At 67.7% G+C, this 19,465-nt stretch carries 19 protein-coding genes and 1 pseudogene; 5 read left to right on the top strand and 15 right to left on the bottom strand.

Going from position 1 to position 19,465, the window contains the following annotated elements; translation table 11 throughout:
- Positions 1–129 precede the first annotated feature (129 nt).
- The 10 genes from AC1DW3_RS23935 to recA form a co-directional block, all read right to left on the bottom strand.
- On the bottom strand, positions 130–915 hold the full coding sequence (locus tag AC1DW3_RS23935) for an MBL fold metallo-hydrolase (RefSeq protein WP_477935600.1): 786 nt from the start codon (positions 913–915) through the stop codon (positions 130–132).
- 168 nt (positions 916–1,083) lie between these two features.
- Entirely contained in the window at positions 1,084–1,734 is a 651-nt protein-coding gene (locus AC1DW3_RS23930) for an FHA domain-containing protein (protein ID WP_477935598.1), read from the bottom strand.
- Between the two features lie 51 nt (positions 1,735–1,785).
- Positions 1,786–2,583 (bottom strand): Stp1/IreP family PP2C-type Ser/Thr phosphatase, encoded by a 798-nt coding sequence (locus tag AC1DW3_RS23925; protein WP_477935596.1) that lies wholly within the window; start codon positions 2,581–2,583, stop codon positions 1,786–1,788.
- Entirely contained in the window at positions 2,580–3,701 is a 1,122-nt protein-coding gene (locus tag AC1DW3_RS23920) for a serine/threonine-protein kinase (RefSeq protein WP_477935594.1), read from the bottom strand. The genes AC1DW3_RS23925 and AC1DW3_RS23920 overlap by 4 nt, the downstream gene beginning before the upstream one ends.
- 10 nt (positions 3,702–3,711) lie before the next feature.
- Positions 3,712–4,407 (bottom strand): TerC family protein, encoded by a 696-nt coding sequence (locus AC1DW3_RS23915; protein WP_477935592.1) that lies wholly within the window; start codon positions 4,405–4,407, stop codon positions 3,712–3,714.
- Positions 4,408–4,535: 128 nt separating this feature from the next.
- Complete coding sequence (gene sucD, locus AC1DW3_RS23910) at positions 4,536–5,429, bottom strand: succinate--CoA ligase subunit alpha (protein ID WP_056191464.1); 894 nt, start codon at positions 5,427–5,429, stop codon at positions 4,536–4,538.
- Positions 5,430–5,501: 72 nt separating this feature from the next.
- A complete protein-coding gene (gene sucC, locus AC1DW3_RS23905) occupies positions 5,502–6,662 on the bottom strand; it encodes an ADP-forming succinate--CoA ligase subunit beta (RefSeq protein ID WP_477935590.1) in 1,161 nt (386 codons plus the stop codon).
- A 25-nt stretch (positions 6,663–6,687) separates the two neighbouring features.
- Positions 6,688–7,341 carry a DUF2889 domain-containing protein gene (locus tag AC1DW3_RS23900; RefSeq protein WP_477935588.1) on the bottom strand — a complete coding sequence of 218 codons (654 nt, stop codon included), beginning with the start codon at positions 7,339–7,341 and terminating at the stop codon, positions 6,688–6,690.
- Between the two features lie 176 nt (positions 7,342–7,517).
- Entirely contained in the window at positions 7,518–8,054 is a 537-nt protein-coding gene (locus AC1DW3_RS23895) for a RecX family transcriptional regulator (RefSeq protein ID WP_477935586.1), read from the bottom strand.
- A 21-nt stretch (positions 8,055–8,075) separates the two neighbouring features.
- Positions 8,076–9,113 (bottom strand): recombinase RecA, encoded by a 1,038-nt coding sequence (recA, locus tag AC1DW3_RS23890; RefSeq protein WP_477935584.1) that lies wholly within the window; start codon positions 9,111–9,113, stop codon positions 8,076–8,078.
- 202 nt (positions 9,114–9,315) lie between these two features.
- On the opposite strand from recA, the gene AC1DW3_RS23885 reads away from it, so the two are divergent.
- Positions 9,316–9,987, top strand: a complete 672-nt coding sequence (locus AC1DW3_RS23885; protein ID WP_056191475.1) for a response regulator — start codon at positions 9,316–9,318, stop codon at positions 9,985–9,987.
- 99 nt (positions 9,988–10,086) lie between these two features.
- Positions 10,087–11,526, top strand: coding sequence for a sensor histidine kinase (locus AC1DW3_RS23880; RefSeq protein WP_477935658.1), 1,440 nt, complete (start codon positions 10,087–10,089; stop codon positions 11,524–11,526).
- On the opposite strand, the gene rodA is transcribed toward AC1DW3_RS23880, so the two are convergent.
- From rodA to AC1DW3_RS23855, 5 genes are read right to left on the bottom strand one after another with little or no spacing between them, the layout of a single operon-like run.
- Positions 11,504–12,658: a rod shape-determining protein RodA gene (gene rodA / locus AC1DW3_RS23875; RefSeq protein WP_477935582.1), complete on the bottom strand. Its 1,155-nt coding sequence runs from the start codon at positions 12,656–12,658 to the stop codon at positions 11,504–11,506. The genes AC1DW3_RS23880 and rodA overlap by 23 nt on opposite strands.
- Complete coding sequence (gene mrdA / locus AC1DW3_RS23870) at positions 12,655–14,661, bottom strand: penicillin-binding protein 2 (protein WP_477935581.1); 2,007 nt, start codon at positions 14,659–14,661, stop codon at positions 12,655–12,657. The genes rodA and mrdA overlap by 4 nt, the downstream gene beginning before the upstream one ends.
- 6 nt (positions 14,662–14,667) lie before the next feature.
- Entirely contained in the window at positions 14,668–15,189 is a 522-nt protein-coding gene (gene mreD, locus AC1DW3_RS23865) for a rod shape-determining protein MreD (protein WP_477935579.1), read from the bottom strand.
- Complete coding sequence (gene mreC, locus AC1DW3_RS23860) at positions 15,186–16,190, bottom strand: rod shape-determining protein MreC (RefSeq protein WP_477935577.1); 1,005 nt, start codon at positions 16,188–16,190, stop codon at positions 15,186–15,188. Before mreC ends, mreD begins: the two co-directional genes overlap by 4 nt.
- Before the next feature lie 23 nt (positions 16,191–16,213).
- Positions 16,214–17,257 (bottom strand): rod shape-determining protein, encoded by a 1,044-nt coding sequence (locus AC1DW3_RS23855; RefSeq protein WP_056191483.1) that lies wholly within the window; start codon positions 17,255–17,257, stop codon positions 16,214–16,216.
- A 211-nt stretch (positions 17,258–17,468) separates the two neighbouring features.
- Here AC1DW3_RS23855 and gatC point away from each other — a divergent pair, with 211 nt between their 5' ends.
- The 3 genes and pseudogenes from gatC to gatB form a co-directional block, all read left to right on the top strand.
- On the top strand, positions 17,469–17,768 hold the full coding sequence (gene gatC, locus AC1DW3_RS23850) for an Asp-tRNA(Asn)/Glu-tRNA(Gln) amidotransferase subunit GatC (protein WP_477935574.1): 300 nt from the start codon (positions 17,469–17,471) through the stop codon (positions 17,766–17,768).
- Complete coding sequence (gene gatA / locus AC1DW3_RS23845; protein ID WP_477935572.1) at positions 17,765–19,252, top strand: Asp-tRNA(Asn)/Glu-tRNA(Gln) amidotransferase subunit GatA; 1,488 nt, start codon at positions 17,765–17,767, stop codon at positions 19,250–19,252. The genes gatC and gatA overlap by 4 nt, the downstream gene beginning before the upstream one ends.
- A gap of 2 nt (positions 19,253–19,254) precedes the next feature.
- Positions 19,255–19,465 (top strand): annotated as a pseudogene (gene gatB / locus AC1DW3_RS23840) (Asp-tRNA(Asn)/Glu-tRNA(Gln) amidotransferase subunit GatB); the annotation flags it as partial.

Genomic DNA, 19,465 nt, shown 5'->3' with positions numbered 1-19,465 from the left:
GAACTGACAAAAAACGTCACTTCGGGATGACGAGTTCTGTCAGCGGGACGAATCAGGGCAGGAAACGTCAGGCAAGAAAAAGGCGCCTTGAGGGCGCCTGATCGGGAGACCGGAAGAGCGGTGGGCAGGTTAGAGCGCCATTTCCTGGCCGGCCTGCAGCGCGCTGATGCGGTGCGGGCTGTTCAGGGCCTGCACGCCCTGCATGACGGCCTCGACTTCGCCGGGCTTGATGTGGGTGATGCGCACGTCGACGCTGCCGGCCAGCTGGCTGAGCTCGTGGCCGAGATCGGCCGGGCACAGATGCTGGCTGACATGGGCGACCTCGGCCTCATCGTCGCTGAAGGCGGTCTCTATGACGAGATGGGACAGGCGCAGGCCGGCCAGGCGGCGCCAGAGCGCCGGATTGGGGCCGGTGTCGCCGGTGAAGACCCAGTGGGCATGACCGCTGGCCGCGCCGGCATCGACGGCGAAACCGACGGCGGGCACGGTGTGGGCGGCGGGCAGGACTTCAATGATGCGGCCGCCCAGGTCGACGCGGTCGCCGATCTGGAAGGCGTGCAGGCTCAGCACCGGTGCCTCGCGGCTGGGCAAGGCGGTGAAATCGGGCCAGATCACGCCGTTGAAGATGTGCTGGCGCAGCGCGGCCAGCGTCTCGGGCAGGGCGTGGACCCGGATGGGCGGGCGGCCAGCGGCGGCGCGCAGGCGCAGCACCGCGTCGGCCAGCAGCGGGATGCCCAGCACATGGTCCAGATGGGAATGGCTGAGCAGGATGTGGTCGATGGCGGCCAGCGCGTCCAGCGGCAGGTCGCCCACGCCGGTGCCGGCGTCGATGAGGACATCGCCGTCGAGCAGGAAGGCTGTGGTCTTGTAGCCGGCGGCAATGGCGCCGGAGCAACCCAGGACGCGGATGTTCATGCGGGGGCGTGGCTCGGATTGGGGTGCCTCGCGTCAGGCGAGGCCGAGCCAAGAATGTACGCACCCGTCAGCGAGGCCGGACGGTCGGATTACCGACTTGGGGGTCTCGCTATCGTGAGGAAGTCACAGCAGCCGCGAAGCCCGCTGCCGGCCTGAACTGCGGGCTGTTCAGCCCTGGATGAACTGCATCTGCGTGCCGGCGAGTTCGATCAGATCGCCGGTGCGCAATGCAATCGATTCGCCTGTCAGCGGGATGCCGTTGACGCTCGGGCGCTGGCCCCCTTCGACATGCGCAAACACATAGCCGGTGGGGCGCTTGGTGATGGAGGCGACCTGCACGCCGGGCTTGCCCAGCGTCGTGACGACCTTGGACAGCGCGACCTCGCGGCCGGCGGCGGCGCCCGTTAGCACCTTGATGGAGGCCGGGCCGACCGTGGCCGCACCCAGCGAACCGAAGGATGAGCCCAGACCCAGGTTCGGCGGTGCGCCGGAACCGGGCTTGAGGATCATGGTCTTTTCGTAGTCGCCGCCATCGTTGAGCAGGAACTTGATCTTGTACTTGCCGATCTCGACGGTGTCGTTGTCGGCCAGCAGCTGCTTCTTGATCGCCTTGCCGTTGATGTAGGTGCCGTTGGTGGAGTTGAGGTCTTCAATGAAGACGTCGGCACCGACCATCTGCAGCACGGCGTGCTCGCCGCTGACCGCAAGATTGTCGATGACGATGTCGTTGTAGGGACGCCGACCAAGGGTGGTCTTGTCCTTCGTGATCTGTACCTCCTTGATCACGACGCCGTCGAGCGAAACCACCAGTTTGCCCATTTATGACCTCAAGTTCTGTTGTACGTGCCGTGACTCTGCATGGGACAGCAGTCAGTTGCCGCCGCGTCGACCGAAGGGCCACCAGCCCCGTCCTTCGGTACGTTGGCGGCCTTCTGCGCGGGCCAGGATAAGCGCGATGTTATCGCGCCCGCCGCTGTCATTGGCTGCGTTGATCAGCGCGCGTGCAGCCTCGGGCAAGGCCGGATTGCCGTTGAGCAGATTGGCGAGGCTGTCATCGTCGAGCATGTCGGACAGGCCGTCGGAGCACAGCAGATAGGTGTCGCCCGGCTGGATTTCGTGCAGATGCAGCTCCATCAGCACCGTGTCTTCGACGCCGACGGCCCGCGTGACGAGGTTCTTGTTGCTGGAAAACGCCGCTTCTTCGACAGTCAGCAGGCCGGCATCGATCTGCTCCTGCAGCAGCGAATGGTCGCGAGTGATCTGGGTCAGGCGCCCGGCGCGCAGGCGGTAGGCGCGCGAGTCGCCCACATGGCCGAGCAGCAGGCCTTCGGGGCGGAAGACGCCCAGCACCAGCGTCGTGCCCATGCCGGCATAGCGCGGATTGGTGTTGGCGGCGTTGAAGATGGCGCGGTTGGCGTTGTCCACGCAGATGTCCATGGCACGCTTGACTTCGCCGGCCCGGGCCTCGCGGCCGGCGTCCTTGAGCCAGCGGCCCAGCTCGGAGCTGACGAAACTGGTCAGCATCTGGCTGGCCACCTCGCCGGCGTTGTAGCCGCCCATGCCGTCGGCCAGCACGGCCAAGCCGGCAGCCTCGTCCAGGGCGACCGAATCTTCGTTGTTGTCGCGCGCACGTCCCACGTCGGTGGCGCTGAAGAACTCCAGTGTCATGAGGCTTGCGGGGGCTCGTGGGGCTCGGCAGAGGATCGGGGATTCTGCCCTGCTTCCCCGGGCGTCAAGCGCAGTGTTTGTGCGAACGCCCCATCCTGGGGGGAAACAGCCTCGGGAGCGGCCGGCTCCTCGGTCTGCATGCTCATTACCAGGATGGCCTCGAGGTCGCGGGCCATCTGCTCGCCGCTGGCGTAGCGCAGCTCGGGGCGTTTCTCCAGCGACAGGGCCAGGATCAGGGCGAGGGCCTCCGGCAGCCTGGGCCGGTGGGTGCGGATGTCGGCCGCTGGCTCGGTCGCAATTTGTTGCATCAGCCGCGCCATCGATTCGCTCTGGTGGGGCAGCGTGCCGCACAGCAGCTGATAGAGCAGCACGCCCAGGGAATAGAGGTCGCTGCGGCCGTCCACCGTCAGGCCGGCCAGCTGCTCCGGCGACATGAAGGACGGCGTGCCCAGCACCAGGCCCGTGCGGGTGCGGCTGCCGTCGCCGACGCGGGCGATGCCGAAATCCATCAGCTTGAGGCTGCCGTTGATGCGGTCCAGCATGACGTTGGCGGGCTTGATGTCGCGGTGCACGATGCCCTGGCTGTGGGCATAGGCCAGGGCGCGGGCCAGCCGCACGCCGATCTGCACGACCTCGCGCGCGGGCAGCAACTGGCCGACCCGGGTGAACAGGCTGAGGTCGCGGCCGAGCACGTATTCCAGGGCGAGCCAGCTGTCATTGCCGTCCTGGCCGGCATCGACGACCTGCAGGATGTCGGGATGCTCGAGCTGGCGCGCCGCGCGGGCCTCGCGCATGAAGCGCTCGCGCACGTCGGCCAGGTCTTCGGCGGAGAACTCGCGGCTCAGCGCCAGCCGCTTGATGGCGACCTGGCGGCCGGTAGAGCGCTGCGTCGCCTTGTAGACGATGGCCATGGCGCCGCGGCCGATCTCGGCGCCGATCTCGAAATCGTGCAGATCGGGGGGTGGGGCGGCTGGCAGGGCCTGAGGCGCGGAGGCGCCTGGCGCCTGGGTCTGCTGGACGGCGGGCAGCGTGGACAGCTCGCTGGGCTGCGCGTCAGCCGGGCCTGACACCCGGTCGACGAGGCGCCGCCAGAAGCCAGTTTTTGCGCCGCTTGCCATGCGACCGATCTTAGGCCGCCTTGCGCTTGCCGCGGCGGGCCAGCGCCATGCCGACGGCGACGACGAGAACCGCGCAGCTGATGCTGACCGCGTAGTCCAGGCCATGCATATGGGCTTCGAACCACTCGTGCACGGCCATGTCGGTGGTGGCCATCTCGCCGGCGACGAAGCCCAGCAGGGCCGCGCCCAGCGTGATGATGACCGGGAAGCGCTCCATCAGCTTGAGCAGCAGCGTGCTGCCGAAGATGATGAGGGGAATCGACAGGCCCAGGCCGATGATGAGCAGCATCAGGCGTGCGCCTTCGGGGGCGCTGTTGGCCGCCGCGGCCACGGCGATGACGTTGTCCAGGCTCATGACCAGGTCGGCGATCAGGATGGTGCGGATGGCCACCCAGACGCTGCTGCTGGCGTGCACGTCGGCATCGTCATCGCTGTCGGCCAGCAGCTGGATGCCGATCCACAGCAGCAGCACCGCGCCGATGAGCTTGAGCCAGGGCAGCTGCAGCAGTTGCACGGCGAACAAAGTCAGCACGACCCGCAGCACGATGGCTGCGCCGCTGCCGAAGATGATGGCCTTCTTCTGCTGCTCGGCCGCCAGGTTGCGCGCGGCCAGCGCAATGACGACGGCGTTGTCGCCGGACAGCAGGATGTTGACCCAGATGATCTTCAGCAGCGCGATGAAGAAGGCGGCGTTCAGCAGGTCCATGGCAGGCTCGTTGTGTTTGGCCCGAGTGTCGGTCCGCCCGGGCGGGCTGCGTCTGCGTGCAACTACGCAGGCAGCAAAGGAAAAGGGCCGTTCAGCGAACGGCCCTCGAAGCGCTCAGCAGCGCAGGCTCAGAGCAGGGCCTTGAGCAGCTTGGCCATTTCCGACGGATTGCGCGTGACCGTGAAGCCGCACTCTTCCATGATGGCGAGCTTGGCATCGGCCGTGTCGGCGCCACCGGAGATCAGCGCGCCGGCGTGGCCCATGCGCTTGCCGGGGGGCGCCGTGACGCCGGCGATGAAGCCGACGATGGGCTTCTTCATGTTGGCCTTGCACCAGCGCGCGGCTTCCGCCTCGTCCGGGCCGCCGATCTCGCCGATCATGATGACGGCGTCGGTGTCCGGGTCGTCATTGAAGGCCTTCATCACGTCGATGTGCTTCAAGCCATTGATCGGGTCGCCGCCGATGCCGACCGCGCTCGATTGACCCAGGCCGATCTCGGTCAGCTGGGCCACGGCTTCATAGGTCAGCGTGCCGGAACGCGACACGACGCCGATGCGGCCCTTGCGGTGGATGTGGCCCGGCATGATGCCGATCTTGATTTCTTCCGGCGTGATCAGGCCCGGGCAGTTGGGGCCCAGCAGCAGCGTGCGCTTGCCGCCGGCGGCTTCCTTGGCCTTCATCTTGTTGCGCACTTCCAGCATGTCACGGACGGGGATGCCTTCCGTGATGCAGATGGCCAAGTCCAGGTCGGCCTCGACGGCTTCCCAGATGGCGGCCGCGGCGCCCGCGGGCGGCACATAAATGACCGAGACGGTGGCGCCGGTCTGGCCAGCCGCTTCCTTGACGGTCGCGTAGATGGGAATCTCGGAGAACTTCTCGCCGGCCTTCTTGGGGTTCACGCCCGCGACGAAGGCGTTCTTGCCGTTGGCATAGGCCTGGCAGCCCAGGGTGTGGAACTGACCGGTCTTGCCGGTGATGCCCTGGGTGATGACCTTGGTGTCTTTGTTGATGTAGATGGACATGAGAACTGTTCCTAGTCAGTTGGGGACAGAGCTACTCGCGAGTACGCTCGGGCGGTCTGTCCCGCAAGGTCATTAAGCTACTGCTGCGACGATCTTGGTCGCGGCTTCAGCCATGGTGTCGGCGGCGATGATGGGCAGGCCCGATTCGGCCAGCATCTTCTTGCCCAGTTCTTCGTTGGTGCCCTTCATGCGCACGACCAGCGGCACGGACAGGTTCACGGCCTTGCAGGCAACGATGACGCCTTCGGCGATGGTGTCGCACTTCATGATGCCGCCGAAGATGTTGACCAGGATGCCCTTCACTTCCGGGTTCTTCAGCATGATCTTGAAGGCCTCGGTGACCTTCTCGGCCGTGGCGCCACCGCCGACGTCCAGGAAGTTGGCGGGCTCGCCGCCGAACAGCTTGATGGTGTCCATCGTGGCCATGGCCAGGCCGGCGCCGTTCACCAGGCAGCCGATGTTGCCGTCCAGGCTGATGTAGGCCAGGTCGAACTTGGAAGCCTCGACTTCAGCAGCATCTTCCTCGTCAAGGTCGCGGTAGGCCACGATCTCCGGGTGACGGAACAGCGCGTTGGCGTCGAAGTTGAACTTCGCATCCAGCGCCATCAGGTTGCCCTTGGAGTCGCAGTTCAGCGGGTTGATTTCAACCAGCGACGCGTCCGTGTCCATGTAGCACTTGTAGAGCTTGGCGAAGATGTCGACGGCTTGGTCGATGGACGCGCCGGTCAGGCCGATGGCCGCGGCGATCTTGCGCGATTGAGCTTCGGTCAGGCCGGTCAGCGGGTCGATCATCTCGGTGATGATCTTCTCGGGCGTGGAGTGGGCCACTTCCTCGATGTCCATGCCGCCTTCGCTCGATGCGATGAAGGCGATCTTCTGCGTGCCGCGGTCGGTGACCAGCGAGACGTAGAGCTCATTCTTGATGTCGGCGCCGTCCTCGATGTAGAGGCGGCGGACCTTCTGGCCTTCGGGGCCGGTCTGGTGCGTCTTGAGCTGCATGCCCAGGATGGCGTCGGCCTTTTCCTTCAGGTCATCGATGCTCTTGGCGACCTTGACGCCACCGCCCTTGCCGCGGCCGCCGGCGTGGATCTGGGCCTTGACCACCCAGACCGGGCCGCCCAGCTTCTGGGCAGCCTCGACGGCTTCCTGCACGGTGAAGGCCGGGATGCCGCGCGGCACCGGCACGCCGAACTGGCGCAGGATTTCTTTGCCCTGGTATTCGTGGATTTTCATGGCTGGGTCTCTCGGGTCGGGGAAGTCAGGATTCGGAAGTGGCGGGCTGGGCAGCAGCTTGCTGGTGCCAGCGCGGGTAGAACTTGGCCACGGTGGCGCTGTCGCGACGCAGGGCGTGGCAGCGGTCGAGCTGGAAAGGCGGGTTGCTGGCGGCGTCGCCTTCGCGAGACGGCGACGGGCCGCCCCGAGGCGTCTCAGCCCCCTCGGGGGGCAGCGCCGAAGGCGCGTGGGGGCTCTCACGTGTATCGATGACGGAGCCGGCCATGGCCTGGATGACGGCCGTGGGCAGGATCTGGCAAAGCTCGGTGAGGTGGGTGCAGCCGCGTGTGCCGCCCAGGCGCTCCTGCACGGCCTGGCGGAAACCCTTCATCAGGTTCAGGCCGATGAGGCGCGCATAGGCATCGCCGTGCTCGTTGCAGGCACCGGGATAGGGCATCCAGAGCGTTTCGGAACTCGCCGCGGTGATGGTCAGCGTCGGGTCCACGGTCAAATGCAGGTGCATCTCATGGATGGGCTCGCCGGCCTTGCGGGGCAGGCCAGCCAGCGGGACGTCGTGCGTCTTGACATCGGTCAGGCTGGCTTCGACATCGAACAGGCCGTCATCGCGCGCGAACACCTGCACATCGAGGGCGCGGCGATGCAGCGGGCGGCGCGTGATGGACGGGTGGACGGCGGGCATGGGGCGGGGGAATGGCGAATCTCCCCGGCCAGCGCCGGGACGTGGTCTGCCCGGCCTTGGCAGCGCTTTGCCCATGGGGCAAAGGGGCCTGTAACCGGGTGAACCCTCGTTTTAGGGCAGGCGGCAATGTAGCACGGAGGGTGAAAACTCCCCCTGCGCGCTCGGTCAAGCGGGCCTTAGGCCCTCAGCAAGCGGCGCACCACTTCGGGGGCGAAACCGCGTGCGAGCAGGAAGCGGGTCTGGCGTGCCTGCTCCGCCGTGTCGCGCGAAGGCGCGTCGCCGAAGCGCTTCTTCCAGACTTCGCGGGCGCGTTCCATTTCGGTTTCGCGCAGGCCCGCCTGCTGTTCGGCATCCAATCTGAGCCCGTGCTGGGCCAGTTCCTGCTGGATGCGCTGGGCACCGAAGCGGTTGGCGCGCAAATGCAGTCGCGACTCGACGAAACGGGCCTCGTCCAGATAGCCGGCGGCGGCGAGGCTGTCGAGCAGCGCCTCGACGGCCGCCTCGCCAGCCTCTTCTTCATCTTCGTCGTCGATGGCCGCAGGCGGCGGTTCAGCCTCGCCCGCCGCTTGCGCCGCGGCCAGGCGCGCGCGCTGCTGCCGTTGCTGCTGCTCGATGCGCAACAGCTTGCGCCGGAGTTCGGCGCGGCTGTGCTCACGCTGGGCCAGCAGGCCGATGGCGCGGGCCTTCAGCGACAGCGGCGCTCGGGTCGCCATGCAGCAGGCCCCGGGCGGCTTTTACTCCTCGGCCGCCAAGGTCAGCGGTGCGACGCCCAGGGATTCGCGGATCTTGTTCTCGATCTCGCGGGCGACATCGACGTTCTCGCGCAGGAACTCGCGGGCGTTGTCCTTGCCCTGGCCGATCTTCTCGCCCTGATAGGCGTACCAGGAGCCGGACTTCTCGACGACCTTGGCGACCACGCCCATGTCGACGATCTCGCCTTCGCGGCTGATGCCTTCGCCGTAAAGGATGTCGAACTCGGCGGTTTTGAACGGGGGGCTGACCTTGTTCTTGACGACCTTGACCTTGGTCTCGGAGCCGATGACCTCCTCGCCCTTCTTGATCGAGCCGATGCGGCGGATGTCCAGGCGCACCGAGGCGTAGAACTTCAGCGCGTTGCCGCCGGTGGTCGTTTCGGGCGAGCCGAACATGACGCCGATCTTCATGCGGATCTGGTTGATGAAGATGACCATGCAGTTGGTCTTCTTGATCGTGGCGGTCAGCTTGCGCAGCGCCTGGCTCATCAGGCGGGCCTGCAGGCCGGGCAGGCTGTCGCCCATCTCGCCTTCGAGTTCGGCCTTGGGTGTCAGCGCCGCGACCGAGTCGATGACGATGAGGTCCACCGAGCCGGAGCGCACCAGCGCGTCGACGATCTCGAGGGCCTGTTCGCCGGTGTCGGGCTGGCTGATCAGCAGTTCCTGCAGGTTGACGCCGAGCTTCTGGGCGTACTGGATGTCCAGGGCGTGCTCGGCATCGATGAAGGCACAGGTGCCGGCGAGCTTTTGCATCTCGGCGATGACCTGCAGCGTCAGCGTGGTCTTGCCCGAGGACTCGGGGCCGTAGATCTCGACGACGCGGCCGCGCGGCAGGCCGCCGACGCCCAGGGCGATGTCCAGGCCCAGCGAGCCGGTGGAAACAACCTGGATGTCTTCAATGACCTCGCCTTCGCCGAGCCGCATGATGGAGCCCTTGCCGAATTGCTTTTCGATCTGGGCGAGGGCGGCCTGCAGGGCCTTGGCTTTTTCGGTGTTGAGGGCTTTGACCGGGGCGTCCATGCGAATCTCCGTGGGGAATGGGCTGAATTATGGGGCAATCTGTATGTTTGTACAGTGGTTTGTCCCCCGATCCGCGGCAGCAAGCGGCTCAGGATTGAGGAGCATCCTAGGAGCAAGGTGGCTCATGACGTGAGCCAGCCTTGCGCTGCCGCAAGCCGCCGGCGTTGCGGTCGCACATAACATCGGCGCAGGAGACAAGACGATGCGCATCCTGATTGCGGAAGACGACCAAGTGCTGGCCGACGGGCTGCTGCGTGCGCTGCGCGCCTCAGGCTATGCGGTGGACCGGGTCAGCAGCGGCACCGAGGCCGATTCGGCGCTGGCGACCCATGAGTTCGACCTGGTCATCCTCGACCTCGGCCTGCCGCGCCTGCATGGACTGGAGGTGCTGCGCAAGCTGCGTGCGCGCGGCTCGACGATGCCGGTGCTGATCCTGACCGCGGCCGACAGCGTCGAGCAGCGCGTCAAGGGGCTGGACCTGGGCGCCGACGACTACATGGCCAAGCCCTTCTCGCTGCAGGAACTGGAGGCGCGCGTGCGCGCGCTGACGCGCCGTGGCCTGGGCACGGCCAGCAGCCTCATCAAGCATGGGCCGCTGACCTTCGATGCGACCGGCCGCGTGGCCTACATCAACGAGCAGATGCTGGAACTGTCGGCGCGCGAGCTGTCGCTGCTGGAGGTGCTGCTGCAGCGAGCGGGTCGTCTCGTCAGCAAGGACCAGCTCGTCGAGCGGCTGTGTGAATGGGGTGAAGAGGTCAGCAACAACGCCATCGAGGTCTACATCCACCGCTTGCGCAAAAAGATCGAGCAGGGCCCGATCCGCATCGCGACGGTGCGCGGGCTCGGCTACTGCCTCGAGAAGATCAACTCCTAAATGCCCAACAAGGACGGCGCCAGCCCCGAGCAGGGCTCGCTGGTTCGGGCGGGCGCCCCTGCTGCGCAGGGTTCGCTGTTCGGCGAGATCCTCGACTGGATGCTCGCTCCGCTGCTGCTGATCTGGCCGATCAGCGTGGCGCTGACGTGGCTGGTGGCGCAGGGCATTGCAAGCAGGCCGTACGACCGTGAGCTCGGGGAGATGGCGCGCAGCCTCGGGCTTCAGGTCGCGGCGGAATCTGCGCCGACCAAGGGAAGAGACCGCTACGCCCTCGCGCCCGAGGCGGCGGCGCTGCTGCGGGCGGATGCCTCGGACACGGTTTTCTACCAAGTGCTCGGCCAGCGCGGCGAGCTGCTGAGCGGCGACGCGACCCTGCCCGTGCCGACCGAGGACGCGCCCGTCGTGCCCTGGGAGCTGCACTTTCGCGACGACGAGGTCGGCACGGACGCGGTGCGCGTGGCCTATCTGTGGATCGCGCCCGAGGGGCAGGCCGGATCGACGAAGACGATGCTGGTGCAGGTGGCGGAGACGCTGGGCAAGCGCGCGCGGTTGACCAACGAGATCATCAAGGGCGTCATCCTGCCGCAGTTCGTCATCCTGCCGCTGGCCGTGCTGCTGGTGTGGCTGGCGCTGGCGCGCGGCATCTCGCCGCTGAACGAGCTGCAGCGCCGCATCCGCTCGCGCGAGGCCTCTGACCTCTCGCCCATCGACGAGCAGCGCGTGCCGGACGAGGTGGCGCCGCTGGTGCAGGCCATCAACGACCTGCTGGCGCGGCTGGACTCGTCGATGAGCCGGCAGAAGCATTTCCTCGCCGACGCCGCCCACCAGCTGAAGACGCCGCTGGCGGGCCTGCGCACCCAGGCCGAGCTGATCCAGCGCGAGATCGATGCCGGCCGCGCGTCGCCGGAGGAGTTGAAGCGCTCCCTCGCCCATATCGCCCGCGCGAGCGAGCGCGCCGCCCACATGGTCAACCAGCTGCTGGCCATGGCGCGCGCCGAGGATGCCGAGCAGGCCATGAAGCGCGAGCCCGTCAACCTGGCCGAGATCGCCATCGACTCGGTGCGCGACTTTGTGCCTCGCGCGCTGGAGCGGCGCATCGACCTGGGTTATGACGGCGTGGTGCCGGATGACAGCCGGCTGCGCGTGAACGGCCAGGCGATGCTGCTGGGCGAGCTGATCCGCAACCTGGTCGACAACGCCTTGCTGTACACGCCGGCCGGCGGCCTGGTGACGGTGCGCGTCGTGGAGGACCCCTTCGGCCAGGTGGTCGTGCTGCAGGTCGAGGACACCGGGCCGGGCATCGCGCCGAACGAACGCGAGAAGGTCTTCCAGCCCTTCTATCGGTCGCTCGGCAGCGGCGTCGAAGGCTCGGGCCTGGGGCTGGCCATCGTGCAGGAGATCGTGCAGCAGCACGAGGCCGAACTGACGCTGGACGACACGCGGGTACGCCGCGCCGCAGGAGGGGAGTCGCCCGATGGCCAGGGGCCGGGCGCCCGGTTCACGATCAGATTCCCGGCTACGTCTTTACCAGCTTCTTGACCCGGGCGATCGACAGCAGCAGGCCGAGCGACAGCCCCAGCGTCACCATCGCCGTGCCGCCGTAGCTGATGAAGGGCAGCGGCACGCCGACGACGGGCAGGATGCCGCTGACCATGCCCATGTTGACGAAGACATAGGTGAAGAAGGACAGCGTCACGGCGCCGGCCATCAGGCGCGTGAACAGCGTGGGCGCATCGGACGCGATCATCAGCCCGCGCAGGATCAGCGCCGTGAAGCCGGTCAGCAGCGCCAGCGCGCCCATCAGGCCGAACTCCTCGCCGAAGGCCGCGAAGATGAAGTCGGTGGTGCGCTCGGGGATGAACTCCAGGTGGGTCTGCGTGCCCTGCATGAAGCCCTTGCCGGTCACGCCGCCGGAGCCGATGGCGATCTCGCCCTGGATGATGTGGAAGCCCTTGCCGAGCGGGTCCTTGGACGGGTCCAGCAGCGTGCAGATGCGGTGCTTCTGGTACTCCTTCAGCACCGGCCATTTGAGGTCGGGCTGGCAGATGGCGTCTTCGCTGAGCACGAGGGCGGTCGCACCGGCGCCAGCCAGCACCAGGGCCGGCACGATCAGCTTCCAGGGCAGGCCGGCGAAGAAGATCACGTACAGGCCCGCGGCCAGCACCAGGATGCCGGTGCCCAGGTCGGGCTGCTTGGCGATCAGCAGGAAGGGCACGAGCAGCAACGCGAAGGCGGCGATGAAGTCCGGCCAGCGCAGCAGGCCCTCGCGCTTCTGGAACCACCAGGCCAGCATCAACGGCGTGGCGAGCTTGAGCAGCTCGGAGGGCTGGATCTGCGTGACGCCGATATTGAGCCAACGCGTGGCCCCCTTTTTTGTCACGCCGAACAGCGCGGTGGCGATCAGCAGCGCCACGCCGAAGGTGTAGAGGGGAATGGCCAGCGCCATCAGCTTCTGCGGCGGCACCTGGGCGACGATGAACATCAGGCCCAGGGCCAGCACCATGTTGCGGGCGTGGTCGACGAAACGCGTGCCATGGTCATAGCCGGCCGAGTACATGCACAGCAGGCCCCAGCCGCACATCCACAGCACGGCGATCAGCAGCGGGATGTCGAAGCCGATCAGCCAGGGCCGCAGGCGTTGCCACAGAGGCGGGCGTTCGATGACGGTCATCGCGAGGCTCCCGAGGAGGGTGCGGGGGGCGCCGAGGCGGCCGAGGCCGGCTGCCAGCCGGACAGCGGCACGTCCACCACCTTGCGCGGCGTGCCGATGGGGGCGAAGGTCTGGCCCAGCTGCGTCTTGGCGATGTCTTCCTCACTGGGGTATTGGCCCAGCAGCAGATAGTCGAACACGCGGCGCGCAATCGGCGCGGCGGAGGAAGAGCCCCAGCCGGCGTTCTCGACGATGACGGCCAGGGCCACCGTCGGGTTGTCCACCGGCGCGAAGGCGACGTAGAGCGAATGGTCGCGCTTGCGCTCGTCCGCCTTGATGCTGCTGTACTTCTCGCCGGCCTTCAGTCCGACGGCCTGGGCCGTGCCGGTCTTGCCGCCGCTCTGGTAGCCCGCACCCAGGAAGACCTGGCGCGACGTGCCCTCCAGCGTCACGCCGTTCATCGCGTTCTGGATGACGGCGACGTCGGCGGGCTTCAGCGGCAGCGCGGGCAGCGCGTCGCTGGCGACGCGGCGCTGCTCGTGCTTCACGACGTCCTCGATCTCGCGCACCAGGCGCGGTTTGTAGCGCTGGCCGCCCGAGGCGATGGTCGAGTAGGCCGTGGCCATCTGCAGCATCGTGAAGCTGTTGTAGCCCTGGCCGATGCCCAGCGAGATGGTCTCGCCGGGGAACCACTTCTGGTTTGCCGGACTCTTGCGGAAGTAGTTGCGCTTCCATTCCTGCGAGGGCAGCACGCCGGTGACCTCGCCCTGCACGTCGATCTCGGTCCTGCGGCCCAGGCCGAAGGGCTCCAGTTGGTCGTGGATGAGGTCCACGCCCATCTCGTTGGCCAGGCTGTAGAAGTAGACGTTGGACGAACTGACGATGGCCAGGCGCATGTCCTTCGGGCCGGCGCGGTCGGTCTCCGGGCTGCCGAAGGTGCGGCCACCGAAGCTGTAGGTCAGGTTGTCCATGATGACCGTGCCGGGTGCGCGCTTGCCGCTGTTCAGCGCGGCCATGGCCATCAGCGGCTTGAAGGTGGAGCCGGGCGGGTAGGTGCCGCGCAGCGCGCGGTTCAGCAGCGGCTTGTCGATGTCCTCGTTGAGGTCGCGCCAGGAGTCGGCGTCGATGCCGTCGACGAAGAGGTTGGGGTCGAAGCTGGGCTTGGACACGAAGGCCAGCACCTCGCCGTTGCGCGGATCGATGGCCACCAGCGCCCCGCGGCGCTCGCCGAAGAGTTGCTCCACCAGCGCCTGCAGCTTGATGTCGATGGACAGGTTCAGCGTGTTGCCGGGCGTGGGTGGCTTGTGGGCCAGCCGGCGCACCGCGCGGCCGCCGGCGCTCGTCTCCACCTGCTCGAAGCCGGTTGCGCCGTGCAATTCCTTCTCGTAGGCCTGCTCCAGGCCCAGCTTGCCGATGTATTCGGTGCCGCGGTAGTTGGCGAGGTCTTCCTCCTCCCAGTCGTCCATGGCCTTCTTCTCGGCCTGGTTGATGCGGCCGATATAGCCGATCAGGTGGGCGCCGACGTCGCCGAGCGGGTAGGAGCGGAACAGCCGCGCCTTGATCTCCACGCCGGGGAAGCGGAAGCGCTGGGCCGTGAAGCGCGCGACCTCTTCATCCGTCAGCTTGGTGCGGATGGGCAGGGAGTCGGTGTGCTTGGCTTCTTCCAGCAGGCGCTTGAAGCGGCGCTTGTCGCGCGCCTGGACCTCGATGACCTGGCCCAGGGCCTCGATGGTGGCGTCGAGGTCGGTGACCTTCTCGGGGTTGATCTCCAGCGTGTAGGCCGAGTAGTTGCTGGCCAGCACGACGCCGTTGCGGTCCTTGATCAAGCCGCGGTTGGGCACGATGGGCACGACGGCGATGCGGTTGGATTCGGCCCGCTCGGCGAAGCTGTCGTACTGCGTGACCTGCAGCCACAGCAGCCGCGCCACCAGCAGGCCGAAGCAGAACAGCACGAAGGCGCCCGCGGCCAGCACGCGCAGCCGGAAGCGCGACAGCTCCTGGTGGAGGTTCTTGAGGACGACCACGGGTTGCTAGAGCGGTCGATGCGCGTCGCGGTCCGGCGCGCGGCGCTGCGGCGCCAGCAGCAGGAAGCTCGCAATCGGCCACAACGCGGCCTCGAAGACCGGCGCCAGCAGCACGCCCCAGCCCGGCCACATGCCACCGATGATCATCCGCACGATCAGCGCCAGCGCGTGGGCGGCGAAGAACAGCGGCAGCACCTGCACGGCCTGGGCAAAGAGGGGGAACCAGGTCAGGCGGCGGTGCAGCGTGATGGCGCCGAAGCTCAGGCCGCTGTAGGCCAGGGCATGCTGGCCAAGCAGCGCGCCGTCGTGGACATCGATGGCCAGGCCGAAGATGAAGGCCCACAGCACGCCGATGCGCCGCGGCTGGTGCACGCCCCAGAAGACCAGCACGACGGCCAGCACATCGGGCGTGGCCGCGACCCGGCCGGCGGGCACCATGTCGATCATCAGCGCGACGAGCAGCGTGAAGCCGATGAACAGAGGGTTGACCGGCAGCAGCAGCTGGTCGGCGGCGCGCGGCATGATCATTGAGATGCTCCCGAAGCCTTGGCGGCGGCCTTCTCGGCCGCCTTCTCGGCGCGCTCGGCCTTCTTGACGGCGCGGATGGCCGCCTTGGTGGCCGCGGCCGAGGCCGCTTCTTCGGCCGTGGCGGCCTCAGCCTCCTTCTTGGCCGACAGATGGCGGTCCTGCGGCAGCAGGATGAGCACGTGGCGGGCGCTGTCGGGCTGGGCGATGGGCGCCAGCAGCACCTGCGCGAAGCTGGAGTCGCCGCGCCGTTCGACGACGCTCACCTTGGCGACCGGCAGGCCCGGCGGGTAGACGCCGTCCAGCCCGGAGGTCGTCATCAGGTCACCCACCTTGATGTCCGCGTTCGCGGCCAGGAAGCGCAGCTCCATGCCCGAGCCGTCGGAGCGGCCGGCCGCGGCGTTGCGCATCTGCGTGCGCGCGTTCAGCAGCGGGATGGCGGCTTCCTTGTCGGTCAGCAGCGTGACTTCGGCGGACAGCGGGTAGACGCGCGTCACCTGCCCCAGCACACCGGCCTCGTTGATGACCGGCGAGCCGGCCGCCACGCCCAGCGCGGCACCGCGGTCGATGACGACGCGGCGCGAGAAGGGATCGGGCGCCTCGAACAGGACTTCGGCCGGCATCGAGGGCACGTTCAGCGACGGCTTCAAGCCCAGCAGCTTGCGCAGGTGCTCGTTCTCCGCCTGCAGGGCCTCGGCGCGCGACAGGCGCTCGGCCTGCTGGGCGAGCTGGCGGCGGGCCTGGTCTTCGGCCTCCATGGCGCGCTTGGTGCCGCGCAGGTAGTCGCCCGCCGTCTCCCAGGCGTCCACGGGCGTCAGCAGCAGGCGCTGCACCGGGTGCAGCACCAGCGCGAAGGTGGCGCGCACCGGCAGCATCAGCTTGAAGCGGGCGTCCGCCACCATCAGCAACAGCGCGAGCGCCGAGCACAGCGCGAGCTTGGTCAGCGCCGACGGACCCTGGCGGAAGAACGGCGGGGGGGTGCGGTCTAGGGTGCCGAGGGGCATCGAGCGCCTGGCGGGTTAGCAGCTTATTCCGAAGTGAAGATGGAACCGAGACGTTCCATGCGCTCCAGCGCCATGCCACAACCGCGCACGACGCAGGTCAGCGGGTCTTCGGCAACGAGCACCGGCAGGCCGGTTTCCTCGCCCAGCAGGCGGTCCAGGTCGCGCAGCAGCGCGCCGCCACCGGTCAGCATCATGCCGCGCTCGGCGATGTCGGCGCCCAGCTCGGGCGGCGTCTGCTCCAGCGCGTTCTTCACGGCGGACACGATCTGGTTCAGCGGGTCGGTGAGCGCCTCCAGGATCTCGTTGGACGAGATCGTGAAGCTGCGCGGCACGCCTTCGGAGAGGTTGCGGCCCTTGACCTCCATCTCCTTGACCTCGGAGCCGGGGAAGGCCGAGCCGATGTTCTTCTTGATGGCTTCGGCGGTGGGCTCGCCGATCAGCATGCCGTAGTTGCGGCGGATGTAGTTGATGATGGCTTCGTCGAACTTGTCGCCGCCGACGCGCACGCTGCCCTTGTAGACCATGCCGCCCAGCGAGATGACGCCCACCTCGGTGGTGCCGCCGCCGATGTCGACGACCATGGAGCCCGAGGCCTCGGCCACCGGCAGGCCGGCGCCGATGGCGGCGGCCATGGGTTCCTCGATCAGGTAGACCTCGCTGGCGCCGGCGCCCAGGGCGCTCTCGCGGATGGCGCGGCGCTCGACCTGGGTGGAGCCGCAGGGCACGCAGATGATGATCCTCGGCGACGGCTTGAACGTCTTCGAGTCGTGGACCATCTTGATGAACTGCTTGAGCATCTGCTCGGTGACCGTGAAGTCGGCGATGACGCCGTCCTTCATCGGCCGGATGGCCTCGATGTTGCCGGGCACCTTGCCCAGCATGGCCTTGGCCTCGCGGCCGACGGCCTGGATGGTCTTCTTGCCGTTGGGGCCGCCCTCGTGGCGGATCGACACGACCGACGGCTCGTCAAGGACGATGCCCTTGCCGCGCACGTAGATCAGGGTGTTGGCGGTGCCGAGGTCGATGGCGAGGTCGGTCGAGAAATAGCGGCGCAGGGAGGCGAACATGGTGGGCGCGAAGAGCCTCGCCTGCGGGGCGCGGCTGGGGAAAACGGGGGGTCTGGAAAGCCAAGAGGCCGCCCGGCCGGCGACGAAACGCGTCGCTGAATGGGCAGCCCCGAAGGCCATGAAGATGGGCGGCGATAATAACCGAACCCCTTCGTTTTGAGCCCGCTGCCACTGGGTTTTCGGCTCAATCCTTACACCTGAAAACGCACCCATGAGCCTCACCCCCGACGATGTGAGCCGCATCGCCAACCTGGCGCGGCTGGAGTTGCAGCCCGCCGAATCCGAGGCGCTGCTGGGCAACCTGAACGATTTCTTCAAGATCGTGGACCAGATGAGCGCCGTCGACACCGCCGGCGTCGAGCCGCTGTACACGCCGCTGTCGGCCATCCAGCAGGTGGAATTGCGCCTGCGCGACGACGCCGTCACGGAGAGCAACCAGCGTGAGCTGAACCAGCGCAGCGCCCCGGCCGTCGAGGACGGCCTCTTCCTCGTTCCCAAGGTCATCGAATGAAGCCCGTTCACGACATGGGCGTGGCCGAGCTGGCCGCCGCCCTGAAGAACCGTGCCGTCTCCAGCCGCGAGGCCACGCAATGCCTGCTGGACCGAATCAAAGCCCACGCCAGCCTCGGCGCCTTCCTGCACGTCGATGCCGAAGGCGCCCTGGCTCGCGCCACCGCGGCCGACGCGGTACTGGCTGCTGGCCAGGCCAGCCCGTTGAGCGGTGTGCCGATCGCCCACAAGGACATCTACGTCACGGCCGACATGCCGACGACGGCCGGCTCCAAGATCCTGGCCGGCTATCGCAGCCCCTTCGACGCCACCGTCGTGGCCCGGCTGAACGCGGCCGGCACGGTGAGCCTGGGCAAGCTGAACTGCGACGAGTTCGCGATGGGTTCGGCCAACGAGAACAGCGCCTACGGCCCGGCCCACAACCCCTGGGACGTCGGCCGCGTGCCCGGCGGCTCGTCCGGCGGCTCGGCCGTGGCCGTGGCTGCGCGCCTGGTGCCCGGCACCACCGGCACCGACACCGGCGGCTCCATCCGCCAGCCGGCCAGCTTCACCGGCATCACCGGCATCAAGCCGACCTATGGCGTGTGCTCGCGCTACGGGATGATCGCCTTCGCCTCCAGCCTGGACCAGGCCGGCCCCATGGCCCGCTCGGCCGAGGACTGCGCCCTGCTGCTGTCCAGCATGAGCGGCTTCGACGAGCGCGACGCCACCAGCGTGCAGCAGCCACCGCAAGACTTTCATGCCCAGATGCTGGTGGCCCGCGAGGGCGCTGCTGCCGGCAAGCCGCTGGCGGGTCTGCGCATCGGACTGCCCAAGGAGTTCTTCCCGGCCGGCCTGTCGGCGGATGTGAACGCCGCCGTGCGCGCCGGCCTGGCCGAACTGGAGAAGCTGGGCGCCACATTGGTGGATGTCAGCCTGCCCCGTACCGAACTGGCCATCCCGGTCTACTACATCATTGCCCCGGCCGAGGCGAGCTCCAACCTGAGTCGCTTCGACGGCGTCAAGTTCGGCCATCGTGCTGCCAAGTACGATGATCTGCTCGATATGTACAAGAAGACGCGTGCCGAAGGCTTCGGCCCCGAGGTCAAGCGCCGCATCATGATCGGCAGCTATGTGCTCTCGCACGGCTACTACGACGCCTACTACCTGCAGGCCCAGAAGCTGCGCCGCATGATCGCGGACGACTTCCAGCAATGCTTCGCGCAGTGCGACGTCATCGCCGGCCCGGTGGCGCCCACCGTCGCCTGGAAGCATGGCGAAGGCAAGGACGACCCGACCCAGGCCTATCTGGCCGACATCTTCACGCTGCCCGGCTCGCTGGCCGGTCTGCCTGGCATGAGCGTGCCGGTGGGCTCCGGCGCCGGTGGCATGCCGGTCGGCCTGCAGCTGATCGGCAACTACTTCAAGGAAGGGCAGCTGCTGCACACGGCCCACGCGCTTCAACAGGCGACCGACTGGCACCAGCGCGCCCCGGCAGGATTCTGAACATGCCTACTTCCAAGCTCATCCGCGGTTATGAGGTCGTCATCGGCCTCGAAAACCACGTCCAGCTCTCCACGCAGAGCAAGATCTTCAGTGGCAGCTCGACCGCCTTCGGCGCGGCGCCCAACACCCAGGCCTCGCCGGTGGACCTGGCGCTGCCGGGCACGCTGCCGGTGCTGAACCGTGCCGCCGTCGAGCGCGCCATCCGCTTCGGCC

Source organism: Roseateles sp. P2_H4 (assembly GCF_056403315.1).
The sequence above is the reverse complement of the archived record's forward strand: the minus strand, read 5'-3'. Positions and strand labels throughout refer to the sequence as shown.